This is a genomic window from Chryseobacterium sp. NG-CE01 (assembly GCF_055695505.1).
In genome coordinates this window covers 2,572,659-2,596,647 of sequence record NZ_CM146369.1, presented here as the reverse complement: position 1 = coordinate 2,596,647, position 23,989 = coordinate 2,572,659, and the positions used below count along the sequence as shown (strand labels likewise).

Annotated in this window: 17 protein-coding genes; all 17 read right to left on the bottom strand. The window is 40.1% G+C overall.

Annotated features, from left to right (window positions below):
- Positions 1-10: 10 nt before the first annotated feature.
- The 17 genes from ACYT6F_RS12175 to ACYT6F_RS12095 all read right to left on the bottom strand — a co-directional run bounded on the left by ACYT6F_RS12175 (position 11) and on the right by ACYT6F_RS12095 (position 23,653).
- The gene (locus tag ACYT6F_RS12175) at positions 11-946 is read right to left on the bottom strand and encodes a hypothetical protein (protein ID WP_472597938.1); all 936 of its coding nucleotides are present in this window, start codon (positions 944-946) and stop codon (positions 11-13) included.
- Between the two features lie 137 nt (positions 947-1,083).
- Complete coding sequence (locus ACYT6F_RS12170; RefSeq protein ID WP_472597937.1) at positions 1,084-3,705, bottom strand: PKD domain-containing protein; 2,622 nt, start codon at positions 3,703-3,705, stop codon at positions 1,084-1,086.
- Positions 3,706-3,831: 126 nt separating this feature from the next.
- On the bottom strand, positions 3,832-7,071 hold the full coding sequence (locus tag ACYT6F_RS12165) for an Ig-like domain-containing protein (protein WP_472597936.1): 3,240 nt from the start codon (positions 7,069-7,071) through the stop codon (positions 3,832-3,834).
- Between the two features lie 12 nt (positions 7,072-7,083).
- Positions 7,084-9,873: a hypothetical protein gene (locus ACYT6F_RS12160; RefSeq protein ID WP_472597935.1), complete on the bottom strand. Its 2,790-nt coding sequence runs from the start codon at positions 9,871-9,873 to the stop codon at positions 7,084-7,086.
- 24 nt (positions 9,874-9,897) lie between these two features.
- A complete protein-coding gene (locus tag ACYT6F_RS12155; RefSeq protein WP_472597934.1) occupies positions 9,898-12,948 on the bottom strand; it encodes a baseplate J/gp47 family protein in 3,051 nt (1,016 codons plus the stop codon).
- An 87-nt stretch (positions 12,949-13,035) separates the two neighbouring features.
- Positions 13,036-13,446 (bottom strand): GPW/gp25 family protein, encoded by a 411-nt coding sequence (locus ACYT6F_RS12150; protein WP_472597933.1) that lies wholly within the window; start codon positions 13,444-13,446, stop codon positions 13,036-13,038.
- 145 nt (positions 13,447-13,591) lie between these two features.
- The gene (locus ACYT6F_RS12145) at positions 13,592-13,882 is read right to left on the bottom strand and encodes a PAAR domain-containing protein (protein WP_029297107.1); all 291 of its coding nucleotides are present in this window, start codon (positions 13,880-13,882) and stop codon (positions 13,592-13,594) included.
- A 2-nt stretch (positions 13,883-13,884) separates the two neighbouring features.
- Positions 13,885-15,630, bottom strand: a complete 1,746-nt coding sequence (vgrG, locus tag ACYT6F_RS12140; RefSeq protein ID WP_472597932.1) for a type VI secretion system tip protein VgrG — start codon at positions 15,628-15,630, stop codon at positions 13,885-13,887.
- 1 nt (position 15,631) lies between these two features.
- The gene (locus tag ACYT6F_RS12135; RefSeq protein ID WP_169231043.1) at positions 15,632-16,351 is read right to left on the bottom strand and encodes a CIS tube protein; all 720 of its coding nucleotides are present in this window, start codon (positions 16,349-16,351) and stop codon (positions 15,632-15,634) included.
- Positions 16,351-16,512: a DUF5908 family protein gene (locus ACYT6F_RS12130; protein ID WP_169231044.1), complete on the bottom strand. Its 162-nt coding sequence runs from the start codon at positions 16,510-16,512 to the stop codon at positions 16,351-16,353. Before ACYT6F_RS12130 ends, ACYT6F_RS12135 begins: the two co-directional genes overlap by 1 nt.
- A gap of 200 nt (positions 16,513-16,712) precedes the next feature.
- Positions 16,713-17,180, bottom strand: coding sequence for a phage tail protein (locus ACYT6F_RS12125; protein WP_169231045.1), 468 nt, complete (start codon positions 17,178-17,180; stop codon positions 16,713-16,715).
- Between the two features lie 2 nt (positions 17,181-17,182).
- Entirely contained in the window at positions 17,183-17,614 is a 432-nt protein-coding gene (locus tag ACYT6F_RS12120) for a phage tail protein (RefSeq protein WP_472597930.1), read from the bottom strand.
- Between the two features lie 33 nt (positions 17,615-17,647).
- Positions 17,648-18,979, bottom strand: coding sequence for a phage tail sheath family protein (locus ACYT6F_RS12115; RefSeq protein ID WP_472597931.1), 1,332 nt, complete (start codon positions 18,977-18,979; stop codon positions 17,648-17,650).
- Positions 18,980-19,002: 23 nt separating this feature from the next.
- Positions 19,003-19,434 (bottom strand): phage tail protein, encoded by a 432-nt coding sequence (locus ACYT6F_RS12110; protein WP_472597930.1) that lies wholly within the window; start codon positions 19,432-19,434, stop codon positions 19,003-19,005.
- Positions 19,435-19,467: 33 nt separating this feature from the next.
- A complete protein-coding gene (locus ACYT6F_RS12105) occupies positions 19,468-21,186 on the bottom strand; it encodes a phage tail sheath family protein (protein ID WP_472597929.1) in 1,719 nt (572 codons plus the stop codon).
- Between the two features lie 85 nt (positions 21,187-21,271).
- Entirely contained in the window at positions 21,272-22,972 is a 1,701-nt protein-coding gene (locus tag ACYT6F_RS12100; RefSeq protein WP_472597928.1) for a phage tail sheath family protein, read from the bottom strand.
- A 93-nt stretch (positions 22,973-23,065) separates the two neighbouring features.
- Positions 23,066-23,653 (bottom strand): Pvc16 family protein, encoded by a 588-nt coding sequence (locus ACYT6F_RS12095; protein WP_472597927.1) that lies wholly within the window; start codon positions 23,651-23,653, stop codon positions 23,066-23,068.
- Positions 23,654-23,989 lie beyond the last annotated feature (336 nt).

Genomic DNA, 23,989 nt, shown 5'->3' with positions numbered 1-23,989 from the left:
CATCATCAGATTACATTTTACAGCTATATAAAGTCGCAATGCCTTTTATGATACCGGTGGATGGGTCGACATCATAGATTGTATATTCATTATATCCCGAGAATCTTATCCACCTGATTCCCTGATCATTAAACCCGACACTAGCGCCCCCCGTTTCAAAACCCGCAAGATTACCGGGTATTGCCGGAGTGATGCCATTACTCAGATAAATACCCGTTCCCACTTGCGGGACAAGCGTGGTAAGATTGACTGTTTTATGCAACGGACCTTCTGACCAGCAAATACTTGCTCCCAGATTAACTTCATCAATAGGATCTCTATATTTCCCAGAAACGCAAAAAACATCGTCAAAAGTATAAGGCGCTTTTTTAACAGCCCATACTTTTGATGAAAATCTAACTACATTAGACCAACCCGAAACCCCTGAAGGAGATTCACAATGGCTTCTTGCCCTGATATATAGAGGCGTATTGTCCGGGATATTTCCGCCATCCATATAAACGTATTCCTGCGGAGAATAGTCGAAATCTACTTTAAAATGAATAATATTTTTAAAGCCGATATCGGTAGCGATCTGATATTCCGGTGTTGCAAGATTGGCGGTATCTACTGTATAATCCATCACAATCTGACCGTTCTCACGCACCTCTACCTTATTAATAGTCGGCTCTTTACATACCGAATCGCTGCAGTTGCCGATTTTGAAAGAACTCGTTTTTTTCGTAACAACTCCTGAAGCTGTTAATTCTATGACCAGCTCGTATTCTCCCGACTTCTGAATTTCAGGAAGTGTTACCAGACTTCCACTAGACGGAACGGGAATGACAGGATGCACCGTATACGGATCAGCAGAGCCTTTAATTCGGTAAGAAGCAGTTGCCCCCGTTACCGGCGTGGTAGATGTATAATTTATGCTAAATGAAATATTACATGTTGCTATTTCCATTATATTTTATTTTTTCGTTATTTTCTTTGGTATGAAAGGGATGTTAAAAATCATGCAGATTAAAAACATCCCATAAAATGGTATCAAGAATTCGTACTTTGATTGAGTTTTGATTCTTTACCCTATATTAATTACCATTATTTTTCAACTATACTTACACGCACAGTATCGGCAGCAAACGCACCGCTGACAGAATCAAGAACCGTAAGCTTAAACTGATATTCTCCAACGACCGCATTTTGTACGGATAATGAAGGTGTATTAATATTTGTAAGAGTTACTGCCGGCCCATCCGTTTGCTCCCATGCATAATAAAGTATCGGTGCTCCGAAGCCCGATCCTTCTAAAACAAAAGATCCTTCATAAACAGGAAATGATTGATCATCACCAGCATACGCCCTTATTGAAGGAACACTTCCTTCACAGCAATTGCCGTTCGGGAATGAGATGTCGTTGATTACCGTAACAGGACCATTATACCAATTTCTGATCAATAAAGTCTGGGTACATCCGTTGCCATTCACATTCGCTGTTATCACAGGAATTGCAGAAGGGTTCAGATCATAGTACGTGTAGCTGATATTTCCTTCACCATCCGGCTTCAGATTAACAAAACTACCGTTCTGCCAGAAATCCCAAGTATAATCATAAGTTGTAAAGTTTTGTCCGGAAACCTTAAAGTTCACTTTTGTTGCGTTTGAAGTTCCGACCGGATAAACTACTGAAGCCACCTCTATATGTACATCAGATTCTTTTATTACTTTAATGGTACAGCTTGTAGGTTTTCCATTAACGGTAAAAGCAATTGTCTGCCCATATAATTCAGGACTTACCTTTACCGGATTAAAAACGTACTGTCCGTCAACTATTTCCACACCTCCCTTTAATCCTGCGGCAACGACTGCTTTTACTTCTCCGTTCATCGGATATACAGTAAATGGTATTGAGCCCGCTTTGGCACAAATAACAGTATTGGGAAGGCTTAATTTAACATCAACTTTCGGGGTGCAACAGATGTAAGGCAGTGAAAAATCTGCAAAAACCACAGGATTTTCCGAAGACTCATAAACAATGATAAAAGTACCTCCGCGCTGCACACCGCGTCTATGCTCCAATCCCGGATGTTTTTCTACATATTCATTAAAGTATGCTTTAAACATATCTTTATTATCCATCAGTTCTTCCAGAGACAAAATCATTACATCGAATCCCAGCTGTTTTTCATCCTTAATCTGATTGAGAAGCTTAAAAGCCTTCTGATAATCCATTCCCTGATGACCTTCAATATTATAGAATGAGTTTCTGTCTATATTAAATTGTAAAGGCTGCTGAATCTGTTCATCCGGCGACAGCCAATTGTTGTATGCTAAATTATCTCTGTATGACCGGTTGTTTGTTTTATCAAAATTCCAGGTCTTCAGGAATTCGTCAGTTACGCTGTAATAAAAAGGAACCGCTTTGTTACTGAGAGGATTTAATGTTTGCGAAGGGATAATTTTTATCTGTGCACTGCCGTTATCAGCAACCGTAAAGTTTCTGAAGTTCTGTACCTGCTGAAGAAAGCGGCTGATCAGCAATCTTACCCTCTGCGTTGTTTTTTCTTCATCCAACACTGATGAATTATAAAACTGATGTCTTGAAAAATCCAAGTGTTCCGCCGGAATCAATTTTCCGAGCATGATATGTTTCGGAAAAGAATCCAGATCCGGAAGGTTTACCGTAAATGCTTTCGGAAGTAATTTTATCACTTCACAGTAGGTATCTGCTAAATCTTTAATGACATCATAAGCGTACTGGAAACCCGCTTTCTGAGCAAGAAAGCTTTCCAGTGTATTTCTGAATCCCTGATAATATGCAGTCGGAAGCCCCATTAAGAGGGCAATAGCATTGATTTTCTCGAAGATAGCTTTACCATATTCATTGTTTTGCAAAACATCGGAGTACAGCTTTTTTATGTCAAGAGACGAGAAATGTGTCGCACTACCCTTTTCTGCAATAAGCTTTTCAACGATAACACGTTCCTGCTTTCCATATTTCAGAATATCTTCTATAAAAAGAGGATGAGGCTGAATACGATCCATCGGAGCTGGTTTTAGCTCACCGCTAACCGGATCTTTCACAAGAATATCTTCTCCCAGAATATTCATGATTCCTTCTGCCGTAGTCACTAATACTTTGAGATTGCGGATCTGCTGAACTCCGTGGTTATCACAGTCGACTCCCCGGCAGGGCTTAACTTCTTTTTCGTAACTCTCCAGGTACAGCAGGAGGTATTTGTTCTGTAAATCGGTTAGATTTTTTATGGGCTGAAAATCCAGGCCGGCTTCCTTTTCTGTTGCGAGTTCCCAAAGTTCGATCTGATTTCCGAGACCGTTATTTTTGCGAAACGGCTCATACTTCACTTTGATATCCTCATATACTTTGAAATGTGTATAGTCTTTATTTTGTATATCAATAGTTTTCAGGTCACTTACATACAAATCTTCACTTACCTTACTGGTATTGTTTAAAGTGAGCAGATCGCCGTCAGTGGTTACCGCTACACCCTGAGAGAGCCGTATACTGCTGAGGAGTTTATCGGTATAGACAGGCTCCGGTTTAAAGCCGCATACAATACCTACTCCCTGAAGCATTACTCTTGATAAACGGTCCTGATCTTCAAAAAAATCTAAAAACTCGTTAAACTGCGTATGCTTTACATACTGCCCTTTACTGAATTTACGGTACTGGGTTGATATATTGTTTAATTGATTATTCATTATTATTAAATTTTTTAATGATTGCTAAAGAAAGTCTTATAAGCTTCCCAGACAGAGAAATCTCTGCCTGAAAAGTATATAATCATGATAGAATGTAAGTTCTAAATATGTGATTTCTTAATCATATTAACCTCCACAACCGTTTATAATTGCAGTTCTAATAGCAATTGCATCATAGCTAGGGTTCCATGAACCTCCTGTTCCTTCAGCCAGTTCTTTCCAGATGTATCTTTCCTGAATCTGATAATTGACCCCGGCTCCCAGAACTATCACTTTGATGGACTTGGACAGACAGATATTCTTCAGTCTGGTGATTTCAGCTACGTCAAGGCCGTTGGCAATATCATCGTTACCACCCGGTGTAATATCCGTAATGAGGATCACATACTTAGCTACACCGCTTCTGAATGCTCCGGCAAAATCGTATTCCACCACTCTGCTCAATGCCATATCTGTAGGTTCAGGCGCTAAGGATCCATTTCCGATGCTTAAACCGCCCGACGGGTTATTCATTTTACCGAGCTGGCTGGTAAATGAGGACTTATTATTATTAGACATTACTTCCATTGCCGTAATCCACTGGAACTTTGAACCGATTCCTGTATTGATAAATCTCTGAGCGGCAGGCAGACTTGTGTATGCTGCAGCCGAGCTATAGCTTGAGTTGGTTCCGGAGGTATTTTCATCCGCCAATACAATACCTAACCTGTACGGATTAGTTCCTGATTGTGCCTGAATTGTATCTATAATGTTGTTGGCTCCGGTTTTGGCAGCTTCAATCTGGCCACCCATACTTCCCGTGTAATCAAAAATGAAAACAACGTCCATACCCGAATTACATGGAGGCGGACCAATTTTAACGTTAACCGTTGCGATGTTACTGTCTAATTCGCCATCGTTGATATGATAGGTAAACGAGTCTGAAAGAGTATTGGTTCCGTTGTGGGTATACCTGATTTTACCATCCGGTCTCAGCGTTGCTGTTCCGTGTGCCGGCTGGGTATTAATAATAACGCTTAGCGGTGTATTTCCTAAATCGTAATCGTTATCTTTTACAGCGATATCCACAAATCCTTCGTTTGCCACGGAAACATGGTCGTTTACTGCTACCGGAGCAGATTTAACCTTAATAAATACCGTAGCGATATTACTGTCATCCTTACCGTCATTAACGCAATATGTGAATGAATCTTCAAGATTGGCCGAACCATCATGCGTATAAGTGAATGTGCTGTTGCTGTTCAATACTACCGATCCATAAGACGGATTAGATTTTTTAATGACGGTAAGTGTATCATTATCGGCATCATAATCATTATCCAACACAGCAATTGTTACCGTTTTGCCAAGCAGACACGTAGCATTGTCATCTTTAGCAAGAGGCGGAATGTTTGGTTTTTCTTTCGAGCAGCACAGGTAAGGCAATGAGAAATCTGCAAGAACCTGGTTGCTGGCTTCCGAGTGGTAAATTAACACAAAGGTTCCTCCGCGTTCTACACCGGCCAAGTGTTCCAAACCGGACTTCCTGTCTAAAAATTCACTTAAAAGCTCACTTACCACATCATCTTTTTTAGGATCCTGCCTTACAACAGTAACGCCGTCTCCTTCTTTGGAAAAATCTGCTTTGTTGAGCAATCTTAATTTTTCGTCGAGTTTGGAAATATTGAAGAGTGTAGTTTGTGAATCGGCTTTCTGTTTGCTGATGTCACTTGAAATCGACACCAGCTGTTTTCTTAAATCATCAATTGATACGGTTTCCCTGCCCGGCTCAACGGGCTTTTCGCCTTTTTGTAAAACCAGCGCGATCACGTCAAAAGGTAATCCATACTGGGCTTTAAGATCGTTGATGTTCTGAAGCGCCGTTTTATAAGGCATGCCGAGATGACCTTCAATTCTGTAGAAGTCGTTGTCATCGATATTGTAATTCAAAGGATTCTGAACAAAGTCTTCCCCTGCAAGATTGGATGTATGATAACTTAAATTGTAAGTTTCCCGGTCTGTTTTTGTTTTTTCATAATTCCATTTATTCAACAACGCTCTGTCTACGTTATAATAATACGGAATGGCTTTATCACCTAATTTTACAAACTGATTGGAAGGAATGATCTTAACTGGTCCAATGTAAGACTGGAATCCGTTGATTTTCTGCACAAAACGGTTGGCAAGCATTACCACTCTTTCGTAGTTTTCATCATCTGCCGTAGTAACCGGAGAATGATAAAAACCGTGACGGTAAAGTGTATTTTCACCCAATCCGACTGTTGCTCCTACCCGGCCCAGCATCAGGTGTTTCGGAAATGAATTTATGCTTGGGCAGCATTCTGCATTAAGATGAAGAATCAGCCCTTTTATTTCATTGTAGGTATCAATTAAATCTTTCAGTAAATCATATCTGTATTGATAATCATCCAGTCTTAATGCACCTATAGGGTATAATAAAGAATTCAGTTTATCAAGAAGATTCTGCCCTCCAAAGTTGAGTCCTATATTAAAAGTACCGGCAATTGCATTAAAGCCATTGCTTAACTGCGTAACGGGAGTTAAGGCATTCTGAAACCTGGTTTTTAAATCTGCTGCTCTTACGATATTTTTATCGAGAATAACTCTTTTAGCTTCCAATTTGGGCAACTGATCAAACAGCACCTGGTAGGTATTATGCGCTTTATAAATGGTGTCTTTTGCATCCCCCGAAGAGAGAAGATCGAGAACCGATCCTGAATCTGCCAAAAGCACTTTAAGATCAGACACCTGCTCGGCACCGTTATTGTCGCAATCTGCATCCTGGCAAGGCGTTTCATCATTGGAATAACTTTCCAGGTAAAGAATAATCACCTTATCACTGATGGCGCCTCCCAGTTCTTTTACATTTTTAAAACCATTTCCGGCCGGAAGCCTATCATATTCATCCTGAGTGATTAATTCTACAAGAGGTATTTGCTGCCCGCCGATATGGAAGTGCTTGTATTCAACCGGATCAGTATAATTCCTGTAATATTTATAGCTGTTGGCATCGAAATTTACGGTAACCTCTGAAGAGGTGCTCCCCTTTTTACGCAGGGTGATCATATCCCCGTCTGTAGTGACCCCGACACCCTGTGTGATCACAACACCGTCAAAATCTACAAGATCCAGCTTCTGAATCTGCGGAAGTGCTTCCAGGGACAGTTCTGCAGAGGGGACTGAAATGGGAGCAAGATAGACCGATTCGAAACCACAAGCCAGTCCTACGCCGCTTAAGCGGGTTCTTGACAGCCTGTCCTGATCTTCAAAATAATCTATAAATTCGTTTAATTGCCCCTCAGTTAACGCCTGATTTTCGTTGAACTTTCTATATTGGGTTGTTACGTTATCTAATTTGGTATTCATTGTTTATCAATTTTATATGTTTGATTGTCCTAATATGATTTTTCCGTCTAAACTGTCGTTATCATCTTTTGCACAGTCCAGAAGTCTTCCCGGCCTGTAGATATTATTCAGGTTGGTAAGAGCAATCAGCAGTTTGTAGATGCTTTCCCCTAAATTCACGGTGTTATTCTGAGCTTTATCCAGAAGATATTGTTTAAAGGCCACTTCAAATTCCGAGAGGTCACTTTTTGCAGTCTGTGTTTCCGTGAAACGGTCTCCCACCCAACAGATTTTTGCTAATACATGCGCCGGAATTTCCTGTCTGATAACGGTTTCCGCGTAGCGTCTGAAATCAGGATCCTGGAACCGGTATGCGTACCCCGGAAGCACTACGCTTACCCGGTAAGAATAAGGATCAAATACATCTGCTTCACATCCTTCTTCACAGGAATGCATGAAGGTTTCGGAATATTCTACAGGATCTTCGGCTGAAGCACTTTCGGCATCATACATTATTTTAAATGTACTTTCTATTTGCATACACCCGATGCCACCCATCTGCTTATAATCTCTAACGCTTGGTTTTAATAAGAGATGCTCAACAAGGAAAAGCCCTTCTTCCGTAAAGTCATACCTGAAATATTTTACCGTTTCCCTGATTCCGGCTTTCAATGCATTAAGATTAGGGTATGGGTTAGTTCTTTTGTGAGTAGCAATTACATTTTTCTCAGGAGAATCATCCACGACATCAAAATAATAGTTACCTCCGCCGGAAAATCTGATGTTCATGTTACCGATGAAGCATTTATTATCTTCGCACGGACCCAAATCTTCCAGTGCATTTTCAAGGTCTTCCTCATCAATCTGGATAATCTGATAGATTGCTTCATTCAGGTTTTTGGTTGCCGCATATTCAATCTCATAGCTTTTCACGGATGATAAGATAATATTGCCTACAGCATCTTTTATTTTCCATGTAAAAGTTTCTTTATTGCCATTTACTGTTTTGGTAATCAATACCGGTGACGGGGACAAATTTCTTTGGGTATAGTCTTTAATTCCCAGTAAACGGGCGATCCTTTTCTGTGCTCCGGAAATATTGGCTGTATTCCAGATATCTGAATCCGAAAATAAAGTATAATTGTAACCTGATCCTCGGTTTTTGCTTAATGAAGCATATTCATTAAGGAAATTTTGTTTGTTGTTAAGGACAATTTCATCAGCAGATTTCCCATATAATGATTTCATTAAAAAAGTATAGTCACTGAAGGTCTCTGCAAATCGGGAAATCAAGTGATCCAGGATTTCGTTACGGCGTTCTACGCTGTTATCAAGTTCTTCATACAGAACATCGGTAAGCTCGTCATCATTTCCTGTGGGATACCCGGAAACCAGTTCTTCAAATCCTTTGATATTTTTAAGAGCTTGCGTGAAAAACGTTCTTTTTAAATCTCCGTTTACGCTTAATACTTCCTTTACTTTTTCAAGGTGTTTAAAGTACCCGGCAAGAATCTGGTCAAAAAACAACAGATATCCCTTCATTTGTTTTGCGAGTGCTTCTCTTTCCGGAGTTCTGTTTCCTATGATTCCTGAAGTTCCCACCCCGTAAGTATCCGGAAACTCATTGAGAATGGTAGCATATTCTGCCACATCATAGGATGTTCCGCGCGGTAAAGCCAATTCTTTATTCTGTCTCGCATCTTCTCTCAGTACTTCTTCTTCTCTTTTAAGAGTCTGCAGGTATTCCTGAACTTTTTTGTCGTTGATGTTTAAAGGAAGGGTACCTTTACTGTAACTGAATGAACTCAGCTCGCAAAGTTCCGGCTTTCTTCCTTTTTCGATGCAGATCAGCCAGTCGTTACTTTGTTTTATAATGCTGTCACAGCCTGCAATGGAAATTTCATGGATCTCTTTAATCCCATCAACTTTCATGATCTCGCTGACGATATCAGAAAGGCGTACTTCTGTTCTCAGCTGGCTGTTTTTCAGCTCTTCGGTATCAATAAAACCGTTTTCTAAAAGCGGGCCTTCAAAAATCTGATCTGTGGTAAGACCTTTATCCAGCATTTGTTTTAATGAATAAAAATGCACTTCCGGAGAGAGATAATTATTAATGGCTTTCAATACTTTAGCATGCACCAGCTCTTCATCGGCTTTATTCACCACTCCGATACGGGCACACACAGCCACTTTCTGAATTTCAACTTCTTTAATTTCGGCCAGATCTTCGCAAAGGCTTCTGTTGGCGTGGTAACGGTCTAAAATCTGAAGGTTAACTCCAACTTTTCCGCATCCGTTATTTTCGTCGTCAACATCCTCGGCATAGTCTACATAGAGATCATACATCCCTTTTATATCAAAACTTTGTACTTTATCTCCGATAGGCTTAAAGTCTAAATTACCGGTTTTGCAATCCACATATAATTTTTCATTATTGGGAACAAGCCAACAGTTTCTGATGGGTCTTTTGTGACCGGATGTAAAGCTGATGTCTATAAATAGTTTTCTGTAATCAAGCTCGGTTAAGGGTTTTGAAGGCAGAATTTCCGTGGCTTTTAAAAACTGTGCCTGAATATCTTTATCGAGATCTTCAGAGGTAAGGATATCTTCCATATTGAGGTTCATTCTCATCCCAAGATCGGTGATAGCATAGCTTAAGACTTCCAGCGTCGTAATTCCCGGATCGTGAGAGTTGTAATCTGTCCAAAGTTTTCCTCCCAATTTTTCTATGTATTCAATACCTGTTTTGCGCAGAAAGTGAAAATCGGTCTGATCCCCGGTTTCTACATTTTTCGGTATGCTGATGTGCTTATTTTCTGACATGGTTATGTTTCTTCTTATTTATTATTAAATACATACTTGTTCTGCAATGGTAATTTGGTGCTGTTTGGCAGATACGAGAATTGATTTCGGATCTACTTCTATTAAAGATTTTTTCTGTACAACATTATTCACCAGTATTTTAATCTCATCGATATAATCTATATAGTACAGCTGTTCCAGATAGTTAATGAGATGGTTTACATTCAGCTCCACATTAAAATCAATGTCTTTAGCGTCTGTAAAAGCCCATGGCGATATGTATTTCTTAATATCTTCGTCCAGCTGCTTCATGTAGAAGATCTCGTCATATTTTCCAAAGATTTTCACCGTGGCCTGTATTTTCGCTTCTTTATAATTAGGGTTAATTACCTGGGCCTTAACATGCATTGTATTTAATTCATTTACATAATTCTGAATTTTATTGAGGCTGGCTCTGCTCACTCTGGGCTGATAGACGTCGAAAGCGTTTTTATTTTTAATATTCGGCACTACCATTAGCGTTACATGTCCCGGAGCCATATATGATTTTTCGGAAGTATGGTTTAAGCATTTTACTTTGAAAACTTCCGGGAACTCCTGCAGTACCAGGCTTTCATAATCCCATTGTGCAATGGCTCTGTGTTTGTGTCTCAGCCGTTCACTTACTCTTCTGTAAAATTCCGTATCGGCTTCTTTGTATTTTCCGTCGAACGAATTATACGGCTGGCTTACCGATTTTACCTGGGGAACCCTGGTAATTAATTTTGAAATCGTTTCGGCGGGCAAACCATTGTTCAGATGCTCCAGATCATTGTCCTGATTCTGGAATGTTGCCAAAACAGCCTGTGTATATATTCCCTGAATTTTGCATACCGCATCATAGCTTCTTTTTGATTTAGCCCTGATCCAGACCAGTCCGTCGGTAAGTCTTGTATGGCTTGTATTGATATCTTTAGGAATTTTGAACTTTATAACGCCTGATTCCATGAATTTTCTCGTTTCATTTTTCAGCATGTTTTGTGACAGGTCGATCCATGTATTGTTGGAGAGGATATGCCATTCGATAAACTCTTTCTCCTCGAAAGTATCTACCAAAGGGTTCTCGCTTCCTTCCAGCATCTGGATCAACAGAGAGACGGTTGTTTGCGGCGTTGCTTCGAGACCGATGTATAATTCACCTCCGTTTTCGTGTACGGGAACAATGCTTTTGGTTTCAATTTCTTTTTCGTACTGCCCGAATGCGTCTTCATGGTATAACTGCATGCCTTTGCTTTTGGAAGCTTCTCCGGTAGAATCTTTACTTATATAAGAATAGGCATTTTCTTTCGCACTGTAATTCAGCTCTATGTCTTCTGCAAAAGGAATATAAGGCTCATTTGGAACAAGCTTTTGTTTGTCCGGATTGCTGGATAGCGCCAAGGTATAGAGTTTAGGATAAACATCCTGTAATGCCGACTGGTTCAGCGTTACTCTGATTGCCTCGCTGGTAGCCGGATCACTATTGGTGTTATGAATAGAGAACTGCGTTTTATAACCGTTTTCTGTTTTTAGAAACAACTGGATATCGTTTCCTCTTTCACGCCAAACTTCTTTTTCAAGCAATGCGGTATCTGCCGTGAAGTAAGCATCTGAACGAACAATTGACGAAGTTTTCAGCGCCTCAAAATCTCTCACACTGATATTCTGATTCGGCTGAATGATATAGCCGTTGTATAAATCGGTAATTGAATTGGGTGCGTTTTTCCAGTTGATGGTAATGTCTGCATTTTCCCATTTTTTGGAAAACATTTCAGGACATTTAATGTAAAAATTAGACCCTTTAACAGGCTGTGCGGTGAAAGGATAATAAGGCTTTTCAGCATTCAGTGTACTGCTGTCATTTTCTATCTGCACAGATTTTACACCTTTTACATCCACCGAAACTTCTACGTTTTTTACCAGCTTTTCTGAAAGGGCTTCGTAGAGTGCATAATATTTTTCGCCTTCAATCATGAATCTCACCACAGGCAAACCGGTCTGGAAAGTCTGAAACAAAACATCTTTGTTGTACGGTACCACGGCAGGAAAATCCTTAAGCAATGTAAAAGAAAGCTCCAGCTGATCTTCGTTATTTCTCACACATTTCAAAACGATTCCGGATAACCACTCTTTTTCTCCACTGCACAACACTTTAATGTTGTTTTCAATCTCTTTGTCTGATAAGTTCTGTAATTTCTGGGTCGAGTTTTTAATAAAATCAATTTTCACGGTAACGGTTCTTTCCCCTTCTTTCAGATCGAATAATGAGGATGCTACGGCAAAACCGAGCTTCGCTTTCGGAAGCTCCATGTAGATGGATTTATCCGAAACTGTTTCATCGGCATTATACCCGAACGGCCACCAGTAATTGCTTTCCTGAGGCAGCTTATCACCTAAACCGTCAGCAGAATTGGCGACCGGAGCCATCTTCAGCTCTCTTTTTTTAACATCATTCAGAAAACTTTTGATCTCTACTACTTTTGCCTGGTTGGCAATAAGTTCTTCATCTGTTTTGTAAACGCGTTTTTTTCCGGTGGCATCTTTATCACCGTCCAGCATTGTTCCGTCCGGAATTCTTTCCTGCATGGCTTTTTTTGCCAATTCAAAAATCACATAGACCTTATCCGGTTTGGCTTCATTTTTTTCAATCTGCAGAATTTCATTATAATAGAAATCCAAATGCCTTTTAGTCAAATTATTAAAAGCATTTTTTGAGAAATCCAATAATTTCAGAAAGCAGACGAATAAGGTGAGGTGGGGCGTCAGGTTGCTGTCCTGCTCAAACTGGGAAATAAGATCTGTAACCTGTTTTTTCATACTTTTGTACTCCACGCTTTCTCTGCGAGGGACAGTATTGGCATCATCACCCAGGAAGAAGTTTCCCCAGTTTCCTTTCGGTGTGGTATTATCATCTTTATCGAAATAGTTTACACGCTGTGCAAAATTGTTTGCGAATAATAGCCAGTCAAACAAATCGAAATCGTGTAATTCAAGATTGCCCGGGTCTAATTCTGCTAAAAAGCGCTGCATTTGTGATTTTCCTTCACGATAATGTGAAAATGTATCTGTTTTTTTCATTTGTTTATATTTATCTTTCTATGGTCAGATGCAATACTTGTGTAGTGTTGGTAGTATTTAAAATGGCTACAGACATCCCGTAATTCATTATATTTCGGTAGCTTCTCCCTTGTAAAAAGGAAAAACCATATTGCTTCTTGTATTCGTATTTCTTACTTCGTAGTTAATCTGTATTAAAATTTCGCCTTCAATTTCGTCCTGAGTATCAATTTCAATACTTAAAATGTTGATTCGTGGTTCATGATATAAAATAGCACGCTCCACAATTCCTTTCATCTGGGTGATGAGTGTTAAGTCCAGTGGCTTAAAGAGCATTTCCTGCAGATCACATCCGTAATCGGGGAACATAATGCGCTCACCGGGACGGGTAGACAGGAGGATCATAAGGCTGTTGTTAATGTCTTCCACATCTGTGGTCATTGTCAGTTTTCCTTCAGTGTTATTAAACTCAGGCGGAAAGCTCCAGCCTATTCCTAAAAAATCTGTATTTATTTTCATACGTTATTGGTTATATTAATGGCAACATCTGCAACTGTAACATTATGTTCCAGGTAGGGCAACCGTTTGTTTGATGTTTTTTTCCTTGTTTTATGGAGATATGATTAAAAGCAGGCTTATGCTGCATCGGAACATTTCTGTTACATTATCCGCCTATTAAAACAGTAGCTTCGCCCGCGGATATTACCCCGCCGTGTGCAGTGGAATCTCCCATTCTTGCGGCCGGTTTCCCACCGATCATTACGCTTGAAGATCCTGATGCAATGGTATCTAACGGACCTGTGCATACTGCTTTGTCGCCTACTCTTGCGGCTGGCTTCCCACCGATAAGAACGGTAGGTTCGCCTGCCGGAATGATAGGCCCGCCTACGTGCGGAACATTTCCTGTTACCATGGGACAGGTGTGCATATCTGTAATTCTTGCTGCCGGTTTCATGATTAATTGATTTTTACCTGAGAGCCTTTTACAACAGTTACGGCACCCGATTTAAGCTCTGAACCAGAACTTCCTTCTGCTTTGAACTGCGCACTCGCTTTTACATTGATATTGACTCCTTCCATATTGATGTCACCTTTTGCCTTGATCTTGATGTCTTTTGAACTTTCCATGCTGATCCCGTCTTTATTAAGCGTAAATGTATTGGCATGTTCATCTTCAATTTTGATGATATCGGCATCTTCATCTACAATCACTTTTTTGCCTTTCGGGGTTTCTAATGTGTAAGAAATCTTGTCATCATTGAAGATCATTTTCATTTTGCTCCGGGTTACGAATCCTTTTTCGTGGTTATCATCCGAAGCAACAATAGGAGCCGGTTTTGTACTGCTGTTCAGCATTCCCAGAACGACAGCATCATTGGGATCATCATTAATAAAACCGATAATAACCTCATCCCCGATTTCCGGTCTGAAAAAAGAGCCTCTGTTTTCTCCGGCATCAAGGGTGGCTACTCTTGCCCAGATTCCCTCTTCTTCATTATTGATAATCGGGATCTGTACCAGAATTCTATCTTCACCATCGGGATCAGATTCCAGCTGGGAGACGATTCCTACATGCAATCCGCTTATGGCTGGGATAATTCCTGAGCCCGGCATTTCACTTACATCATAGGTTTCTGAGAACCATGTTGGAGAAAGCCCGAACTGCGCATCTACGAGCCAGTTTCCATCGATAATTTCGTGACGGACTCCCGTTACATATATTTTTCCGTTGAAGCGGTTCCCAACTCCCTGTAAGGTTAATGTAACACCTGGTTTTACCGCCGGAATTCCCTGGAATTTTACCCTGCCTCTTGTTTTTGCCAGCTGCTGGAACGTTGCTTTGGCATCGCCCCACTCCTGCAATTCGCCCTGGGTAAGATTTCCACCGTGTTTCAGCTGGAGGTCTTCAATTCCAAAAACTTTTGCCAGATCACCGGAAGAAAGATTGCCATTGAGACTGATGGCCGGGTCCTGCGCTTCGACTTCCGTAAGCTCTTGATCCGTATAGCTCCATGTTTTGGCAGTAATTTTACTGAACTGATCTCTTGCATCAATTTCGCCGTCAAATTCATATACCGATGATCCGTAGACAACGGTTTCTACTGTTTCGCCACTGAAATTGGGTTTTGCGACTTTCACGGTTCCGTCGTCAACAAAACAAAGCTTTCCGTTTGCCTGTGCTCTGGTTAACATAAAATCCCAGTCGGAAGCCTGATACTGTACCAATTCTTTGTGGGTATTTGAAGTAGCCTCCACATCAGCAGTAGCTCCGCCGTTACCGATAAGTTCTTCGATGATATCGCTGTCTTTACTGTCGTAGAAATATTTGCTTTTTCTTCCCAATGTCATTTTTACCGCTTTATCCCTGCATTCGATGATGAGGTACGATGAGCCGTTTCTGACTTTGATATTATGTTTTACCACAACTCCTTTAAAAATGGTTTCTTCTTTGGAATGGTAGCCGGCTGTGATTTCAATTTCTTTTCCGGGAATTAATAATTCTTCATTGCTCAATTTGAAGTCCTGTTCCGGTATGCTTCCATCCAGAATAACAATGCGGGCATAAGGAATCCTGTTGACTTCTTTTTCTACGACAATACTTTTAACGCCGTATTTACCAGGCAATTCCGTGCCTCCGGACATTACTTTAAAAGTAATCAGATCCGGGTTTTTTGCTGTTTGTATGTATCCGCTGTTATTCATTTTATGAAACTTTTTCTAATGGCGGGAAGTAAAGTTCGCTCCCTGGTTTTAATTGTCTGAAATTGACAAGACCGTTTACTTTTGCAACTTCCAGATAGTATTTGGAATCACCGTAGATTCTTTCGGTCATTAAAGGAAGGGTGTCTCCGGCCTGTACTGTTCTTTTGTGGGTAACATCAGGAGATTCATTTTTCTTTTCAGCAGCTTCCAGCTTGGGACTGATTGATTCACTAAATTTGGCTTTTCCTATTGCTCTTAAAGGCTGTCCTTCATTATCAAACAACTTATACTCTACGGTAAATTCTGCCAGCACGCCTTTGAATTCAAAGCTGCCCCAGTTGAGAATAACGTTGTAAGGTTTATGTATAGGACCTGCAACCTTGCCTGTAGCTTTATAAAAAGCATCTACCTGATCTTTTACGGATGTTTTTTTAAAAGCTTTTCCTTTGATCATGTTGATAAGTTTGTTGCCTGAAAAAGCTTCCGTGACACCTGTACCATCAAACAGAAATTCTAACTGCAAATCTGTTGAAGGTGATGCAGTATATTTTAAATCGGTTTTAGCTGTCCCCAGTGCCTGTCCAGGTTCAAGTTCTGTTTTGTAGGTAACAGAATACCCGGTAGGATTTATAAAAGCGGTAAAGGCTCCACTGTCAACTCTTTTTTTATAATCAGAATCTTCATATGTCCCGATGGTCAGTTTTTGAAGTGCTCCTTTCATTATCTTTCTTTTTTACGTTTGTCAATATGTACTGCCTGTTCCACGCTTTCGCTCACTGCCCGCATAATTTTTGCCTCATCAATTGATGTAGCATTAGTTGATGCTGCTGTTTTTTCGTCCACATTTATTTTAATGTGAAGCTCTTTTATTTCTATTGGCATTTTCGTTTGTTTTTAATCGGTTTAAAATTATAATATATTAAAAACCAATGATTTAACGTTTTTATTATTAAAAATCTAAGCACATAAAGAGTGCGTTCAGTCCTGTGATAGACCAATCTGTTTTTTGTTTTTTGAAAATATTTTTGCTAAATGTTATCCTGAGGCTAACACACTTTCAGGTGCTCAGATTGATTTAGAAATTACAAGCCTAAGCTTGCTAACGATGAAGGTATCGTGAAATATCTGTATTTCAGTTCTATTGTTTCAATAGCCAATTTGCTTTCTTCTGCGTTAAATTCGGAAACTTCCCATCTTACAGGATATGCTCCCACAACATTCCAGACCATTAAAGGCGCTGTAGACTGAAGCCCTCCCGATAGGGTAACGATAAGGTTTCTGGGCTCGAACTCGAAGTTTTCCATAGCATTTCTGCACCAGCTGATCAATCCTGAACTTACAATTAAGCCACGCTTAAGCACTAAGTTGGGATATTTCGGCCGTAAAGGAAGCTGATGAAGAAACCTGTTTTCGCCTCCTTCGGCATATTCTTCGGTTGGAATGTCCGTTGATAAACCAGATATTGACTGAAATCTGGAATCAATACCCTCTGTAGTCGAAATCCCGTTAACAATGAAAGAGAAACTGGTTGGAGGATATAAAAGAGCCATAATTAGTTATTTTCAATAGTTAATCCTTCGTGCGCCAGTTCCAGGGTTTCGATAGCCACCTCATTTCCTTCAGCTTTCAGGTCTGTAGACTGCATCTTCAACGGGAAGGCATTCTTCACTTTCCAGGTAACGGCAGGTTCTCCGTTCTCGTCTAAAAGGGAAATCGTAATCGATCTTCTCTCCACCGTATTGAGCTGGATAGACTGGAACCATTCAAAAAACTCATTATCGGCATTGAAGGTTCCTCTTTTTAAGGTAATGTTGTTGAAAACTCTTAATCCGGGCATTTTAATTTTGCTGAAATCAGGGCTTGCCCCGTGTCTGTATTCAATCAGACCCGCTTCGATATTTAATCCCGATACTTCCTGAAATCCTACTTTTGTTCCGCCCCAATCTACTTCAAAGGCAAACTTTACTAATGGATATGTACTCATAATGTATGTTATATTTAATTGTTATTAATAATTTTATGCTTCCTGTAATTTGTGTGAGAAACGAAGCACGATGAATTCGGCCGGACGTACGGCGGCCATACCGATCTCGATGTTCATTCTTCCTTCCAGGATATCCTGGGCAGACATGGTTTTATTTAAACCGACGCTCACGTAATAAGCTTCTTCAGGCTTGCTTCCTGCCAAAGCGCCGTCCTGCCACTGCTGGTTAAGGAAATTTTCGATCATGGTCTGTACACGGATCCATGTGTTGGCGGTATTGGCTTCAAAGACGAAACGTTCTGTCGCATTTTTCACAGATTCTTCCACCATGTTGAAGAAACGGCGTACTGAGATGTACCTCCATTCGTTGCTGTTTCCGTCTAATGTTCTTGCCCCCCAAACCAAAGTACCTTTTCCGGTAAAGGTTCTTATTGCGTTGATGGATTTGCCTGATGTAGGATCTACGTTAAGAGATTCCTGATCTTCGTGTGAGATTTTTACGGTTGGTGCCACAACATAGTTTAATCCAACATTCGCAGGTGCTTTGAATACTCCGGAAGTGCTGTCTACTTTAGCATAAACGCCTGCCATTGCACATGATGGAGCCAATACGACTTTATGAGATTCCATTGCATTTTTTGCAAGGTTATACAATTCTGTATCATTTGTTTTCCAATGCTCCAGGGTATTGCCTGCAAGGCTAATTTTCGGATCGTAGCTGTAAGTAAGAACCGTTTCTAATTTTGGATAATAAGCGGCTCCGTATTTCAAACGTTCTCCGCTTGGTCCCGAAGTTACATTATCTCTAAAATCCTTAACTGCGGTAGCAGATTCTCCCAGGACATCCATAATGACAAATCTGTCTTTCATGAGCTCTGCCTGGTCTAAAGCTTTTTCAAATAAATCATACGCCGCGCTTAATTTAGCAGCATCAGGCATAACGATAAGCGTTGGCTCATCTTCTTTTTCAAGGGTATCAAGCGCTGCTACCATATCATCAAAATCTGCAGCTGCCGGAAAACCTGTTGACAAATCTCCTACGGAAACAATGTAGCATGGCCCTCCACCATTGGCAAAATACATTTGCATGGCATAATACATTTTGAAAGCACTTGGTGTTAAAGTAGCAGTAACCGATCGCGGGGTAGTTGCGGTTGCAGCATTTACAACAAGTGAAAATTCTTCATTCTTTGCTGTCCCGAAAATTGTTTCATATTCAAGCATGGAAGAAATTCTTGTAGGCTGATTTTTAGGCCCTCTGTAAGTATATCCGATAAATGCCGGGATAGCTGTTTCTACTTGTGCCACAGATGGTGGGAATTTTGCGATTTCCTCGACGTATACTCCTGGTGTTTTGTAATTCATTTTTTTTTATTTTAAAGTTAATATTAGTTATTTTCAATAGTTAATCCTTCGTGCGCCAGTTCCAGGGTTTCGATAGCCACCTCATTTCCTTCAGCTTTCAGGTCTGTAGACTGCATCTTCAACGGGAAGGCATTCTTCACTTTCCAGGTAACGGCAGGTTCTCCGTTCTCGTCTAAAAGGGAAATCGTAATCGATCTTCTCTCCACCGTATTGAGCTGGATAGACTGGAACCATTCAAAAAACTCATTATCGGCATTGAAGGTTCCTCTTTTTAAGGTAATGTTGTTGAAAACTCTTAATCCGGGCATTTTAATTTTGCTGAAATCAGGGCTTGCCCCGTGTCTGTATTCAATCAGACCCGCTTCGATATTTAATCCCGATACTTCCTGAAATCCTACTTTTGTTCCGCCCCAATCTACTTCAAAGGCAAACTTTACTAATGGATATGTACTCATAATGTATGTTATATTTAATTGTTATTAATAATTTTATGCTTCCTGTAATTTGTGTGAGAAACGAAGCACGATGAATTCGGCCGGACGTACGGCGGCCATACCGATCTCGATGTTCATTCTTCCTTCCAGGATATCCTGGGCAGACATGGTTTTATTTAAACCGACGCTCACGTAATAAGCTTCTTCAGGCTTGCTTCCTGCCAAAGCGCCGTCCTGCCACTGCTGGTTAAGGAAATTTTCGATCATGGTCTGTACACGGATCCATGTGTTGGCGGTATTGGCTTCAAAGACGAAACGTTCTGTCGCATTTTTCACAGATTCTTCCACCATGTTGAAGAAACGACGTACTGAGATGTACCTCCATTCGTTGCTGTTTCCGTCTAATGTTCTTGCCCCCCAAACCAAAGTACCTTTTCCGGTAAAGGTTCTTATTGCGTTGATGGATTTGCCTGATGTAGGATCTACGTTAAGCGCTTTCTGTTGTTTATCAGAAATCTTTTCTGCTGGCGCTTCTACGAAATTAAGACCAACATTCGCAGGTGCTTTGAATACTCCGGAAGTGCTGTCTATTTTAGCGTAAACGCCTGCCATTGCAGATGATGGAGCCAATATAACCTGTTTAGATTCAATAGCTTTTTTAGCCTGGTTATAGAAATCTGAATTCGTTATTTTCAATTGTGCCAGACTTGCAATCCCGAACTCACCTGTCACTAAAACATCAGCTTCCTTATAATCATAGCTTAATATTGTTTTTAGCTTTGGTTGATAAGCCGCTCCATATTTTAAGCCTGAAGCAGTTACCCTTTCTCTAAAAATAACATCATCTCCAAGAACATCCATGATAACAAATCTGTCTTTCATGAGTTCTGCCTGGTCTAAAGCACTATTATATACCGAATAAGAATCAGCAATATCCGCTGAATCTACACCTGCAATGGCAACAGCATAAGCTTGTGCTTGCTGGGCAGCAGAAGTAGCAGTAGTAAGGAGCGTATTATAAATAGCAGCAGCATCCTGCGCGGCAATTTTAGCACCTGCAGAATTAGCAGCATTCTGCACAGCCTTCTGAACAGCTTTGGCCGCCTGATTTTCGATAATCTCACTAAGAGTACTTGAGCCTGAAACAGGATAAGCAGAAACTTTAGCATTCGCAGCTGCAATAGCAGCCTGCAGATCTCCTCCACCGTCAACAGCTGTAACAACCGCTGCTAAAACATCACCGGCAGCAGCTTTGGCATCAGAGGCCAGTACTGCATTATCTTGTGCAAAATCAGCGGCGGCATCAGCAGCATCAACTTCGGCGGCTACAGGAACCAGGCCTTGAAGATCCGGAAATATAATAAGGGTCGGCTCGTCTTCTTTTTTCAGTAATTCAAGACCGTACAATAATGTTCCTTGTGCTGTGGAAGTTCCTGCGCTGACCTGATCGGTATAGTATCCTACTGAAACAATATAACATGGCCCTCCGCCGTTAGCAAAAAACATCTGCATGGCATAATACATTTTAAAATCGCTTACTTTCGTTTGTGTTGCTGTTGCAACGCCATCTTTGAAAGCTACTGCAAACGTTTCCGGATTTGCTTTTCCGAAAAGCTGCTCGTACTCCAACATTGAAGTAATTCTTGTTGGCTTATTCTTTGGGCCTTCCGCAGTATATCCTATAAAAGCAGGAATAGCCGTTTCAACTTGCGCTACGGAAGGCGGAAATTTTTCATGCTCCTCCACGTAAACTCCAGGGGTTCTGTAATTCATTTGTTAAAATTTTTAAATTAAGATTAATGTACCTCGAAGTACAACTTCGAATATTTATTTGTGTCTGATTATATTTTCAGAAATATTACAATTGGTGTGAGAACTTCAATACAATAAATTCTGCCGGGCGTACCAATGCTATTTTTACCGTGACATTCATGGTTTTCGCCTTGTCTTTGTCACCGGAAACTTCTACATGATAGGCTTCTTCCGGCGTACTTCCGGCCAAACCGCCGTCCATCCACTGTTGATTGAGAAAATTTTCTATCATGGTTTTTGCTCTTAGCCATGTATATGGTATATTGGGCTGATTAACAAATTCTCCATCGGCCAATGCTCTGCTTATCGATAGTTCCAGCATATCGTAATAACGACGTACATTGATATATTTCCAGATATTATCTTTATTGTCATTAGTTTTTTCTTTGGCATCCAGTGTTCTGGCTCCCCAGACTAATGTTCCTTTTCCGGTAAAAGTTCTGATGGCATTGATTGATCCTGCATCATTTACATTCATGTCAGATTGTTCTTTATCCGAAACTTTTTCTGTCGGGCCTGCCACGTAATTGAGGCTGACATTAGCCGGTGCTTTCCAGACTCCTCTTGTGCTGTCTATCCTTCCATAAACTCCCGCCATTGCAGAAGATGGAGGCAAGACTACCTTTAACGATGCGATCTCTTTTCTGATCTGATGATATAAAACCGAATCAGATGATTCTAAACTTTTCAATGTTTTACCGTTGCCCGTTCCCAATTCATCTTTTACGGCAAGAACTGCAGTTTTTAATGTGTCGAATTCTCCACTGAAAACAGGAGTATCTTCCAGGTTATCAGGAATAACAAAATCATCTATTGTTCCGTCGTATATGGCTTCTAATACTGCGTTCGCTTCTTCAATGACATGTACCAAATTACCTTTTGCATCACCTGCTTCCTCTGCTGTTTCACTGATTTCATCTGCAATGGCTACCGCCTGCCCCAGCAGATCTGCCAAAATAAAGGCCTCGGCGGAACCTCCGATAATTTCTTCACTTGCCAGATTTTTTAATTCGTCCAACGCTGCAATTTCACCTTCATACAAATCTCCAGTAGCTTGTCTTTGTAAACCGGTATATTGGATAGGTATTTCGGTTTCATCAAAAGTATAGTTCAGAATGGTGGTTAAATGCGGAAAATAAGCGGCAGCCCGGGTAGTAAGTGATACATTCTCCCTAAGATTAGCAATGGTATTAAGATTATTAGATTGAGTTACAGAGTTTCCGTAAAAAGTATCTACTATAATAAACCAATTTCTCCCGCCGGATTCTACTTGAGCAATAGCCTGATTATAAATAGTATAAAAATCAGCTTCTGACAATGACACTGCATCAGGAAAAAGAATGAGCCTGGGTTCATCTGAATCTTCAATCAGTTCCAGGCCAGTACTTAAGGCAGCTAGTTCAACTTGTCCTGATGTATAATTGCCAACTGAAAAAATCTGACAAGGCCCGCCTCCGTTAGCAAAATACATCTGCAGCGAATAGTACATTAAAAACCGTACTTCAGGAGCTATAAGCTCTACTCTATTATCTCCCGTATCGTTAAGCTGGATGCTTTCTTTTTTTGCTTTTCCAAAGTATTTTTCATATTCCATTAAAGAACTGATATTCAACGGCTCAGTATGTTGATCAGGGGTCAGCTCAGTATACCCGATAAATACCGGAATAGCCGTATCAATAAGTGAAACTGAATTAGGAAGCCTAGTAATTTCTTCAACTGAAACACCTGGTGTAGTTGGATTTTGCATGTTTAAAATTTAAGTTAAAGGTTATTAGTTTTTAGTTTTTGATTTGATTATGCGTCATTACCGTTAATTATAATAAATTCGCACAATCATTGATTAATCGACTTTGATGCTTTTTATACTTACTTCATCGATTAAATTAATATTGGTTACTTCCACAGATTCAATCTTTATAACACTTACTTTGTATAAGGCAGAAGGCATGACTTTTCCTCCTAATAATCCCCAGACATAACTAAGCTGTTCAAAGGGAATCGAATGCAGTTCCATTCTAAACCTGAAATTTTTTTTCACATCAGAATCAACATATTCCAGCACATTATTGGTCTGAAAAATCTCGATAACCTTTGAGATGTCGGTTAAAGATTTATCATAGGCATTACGGTTTGCAGCAATCATCAGGTATAGGTTTAAATAAGCCGGCGGGTTCTGCTTTTTCATGTCATAGATAAGCGGATCTTCACTTACCGCAGTTCTGGTATACCATGATCTGTTTTTTAAGGTTGATTCTTCCTCCACGTTCAGCAAAGTGATTACTACTTTATCATCAAGACCGGAGGTATCATCATCATGTTTTGCTATATCATCAACCACGGCAATATCGCCGCTGTGCGGTCCGTCTGTCAAACCTTTTACCGGATCATTGAGCTTATCTTTTAAAATTGTCAAAACTTCTTTAATCATAATTTTGCTCTTTATTATTATGATGCAAACATACAATTACAGTTAATCAAAAGACAAATATTTTGAGGCCCTAAACCTGTCTTTGCAGTAAATACCTTTTTTACTTTTTCACAGAAAATTGAAAAACACACTTTCATATATTATTAAAAACCAATATCTTAAATTAAAATATCAATTCTAATAAAAAAATTAAAATTATCTAAATCCAGTCTTAGTGAAGTTATCACAAGGTTTTTAACATATAATTCTGAGATGAAAAATTTGTTGATCTGCACATCCTGCCAGGGAGAAATATTGATAACCTCTGGAGATTTTATTATAATTATTGATATCGAT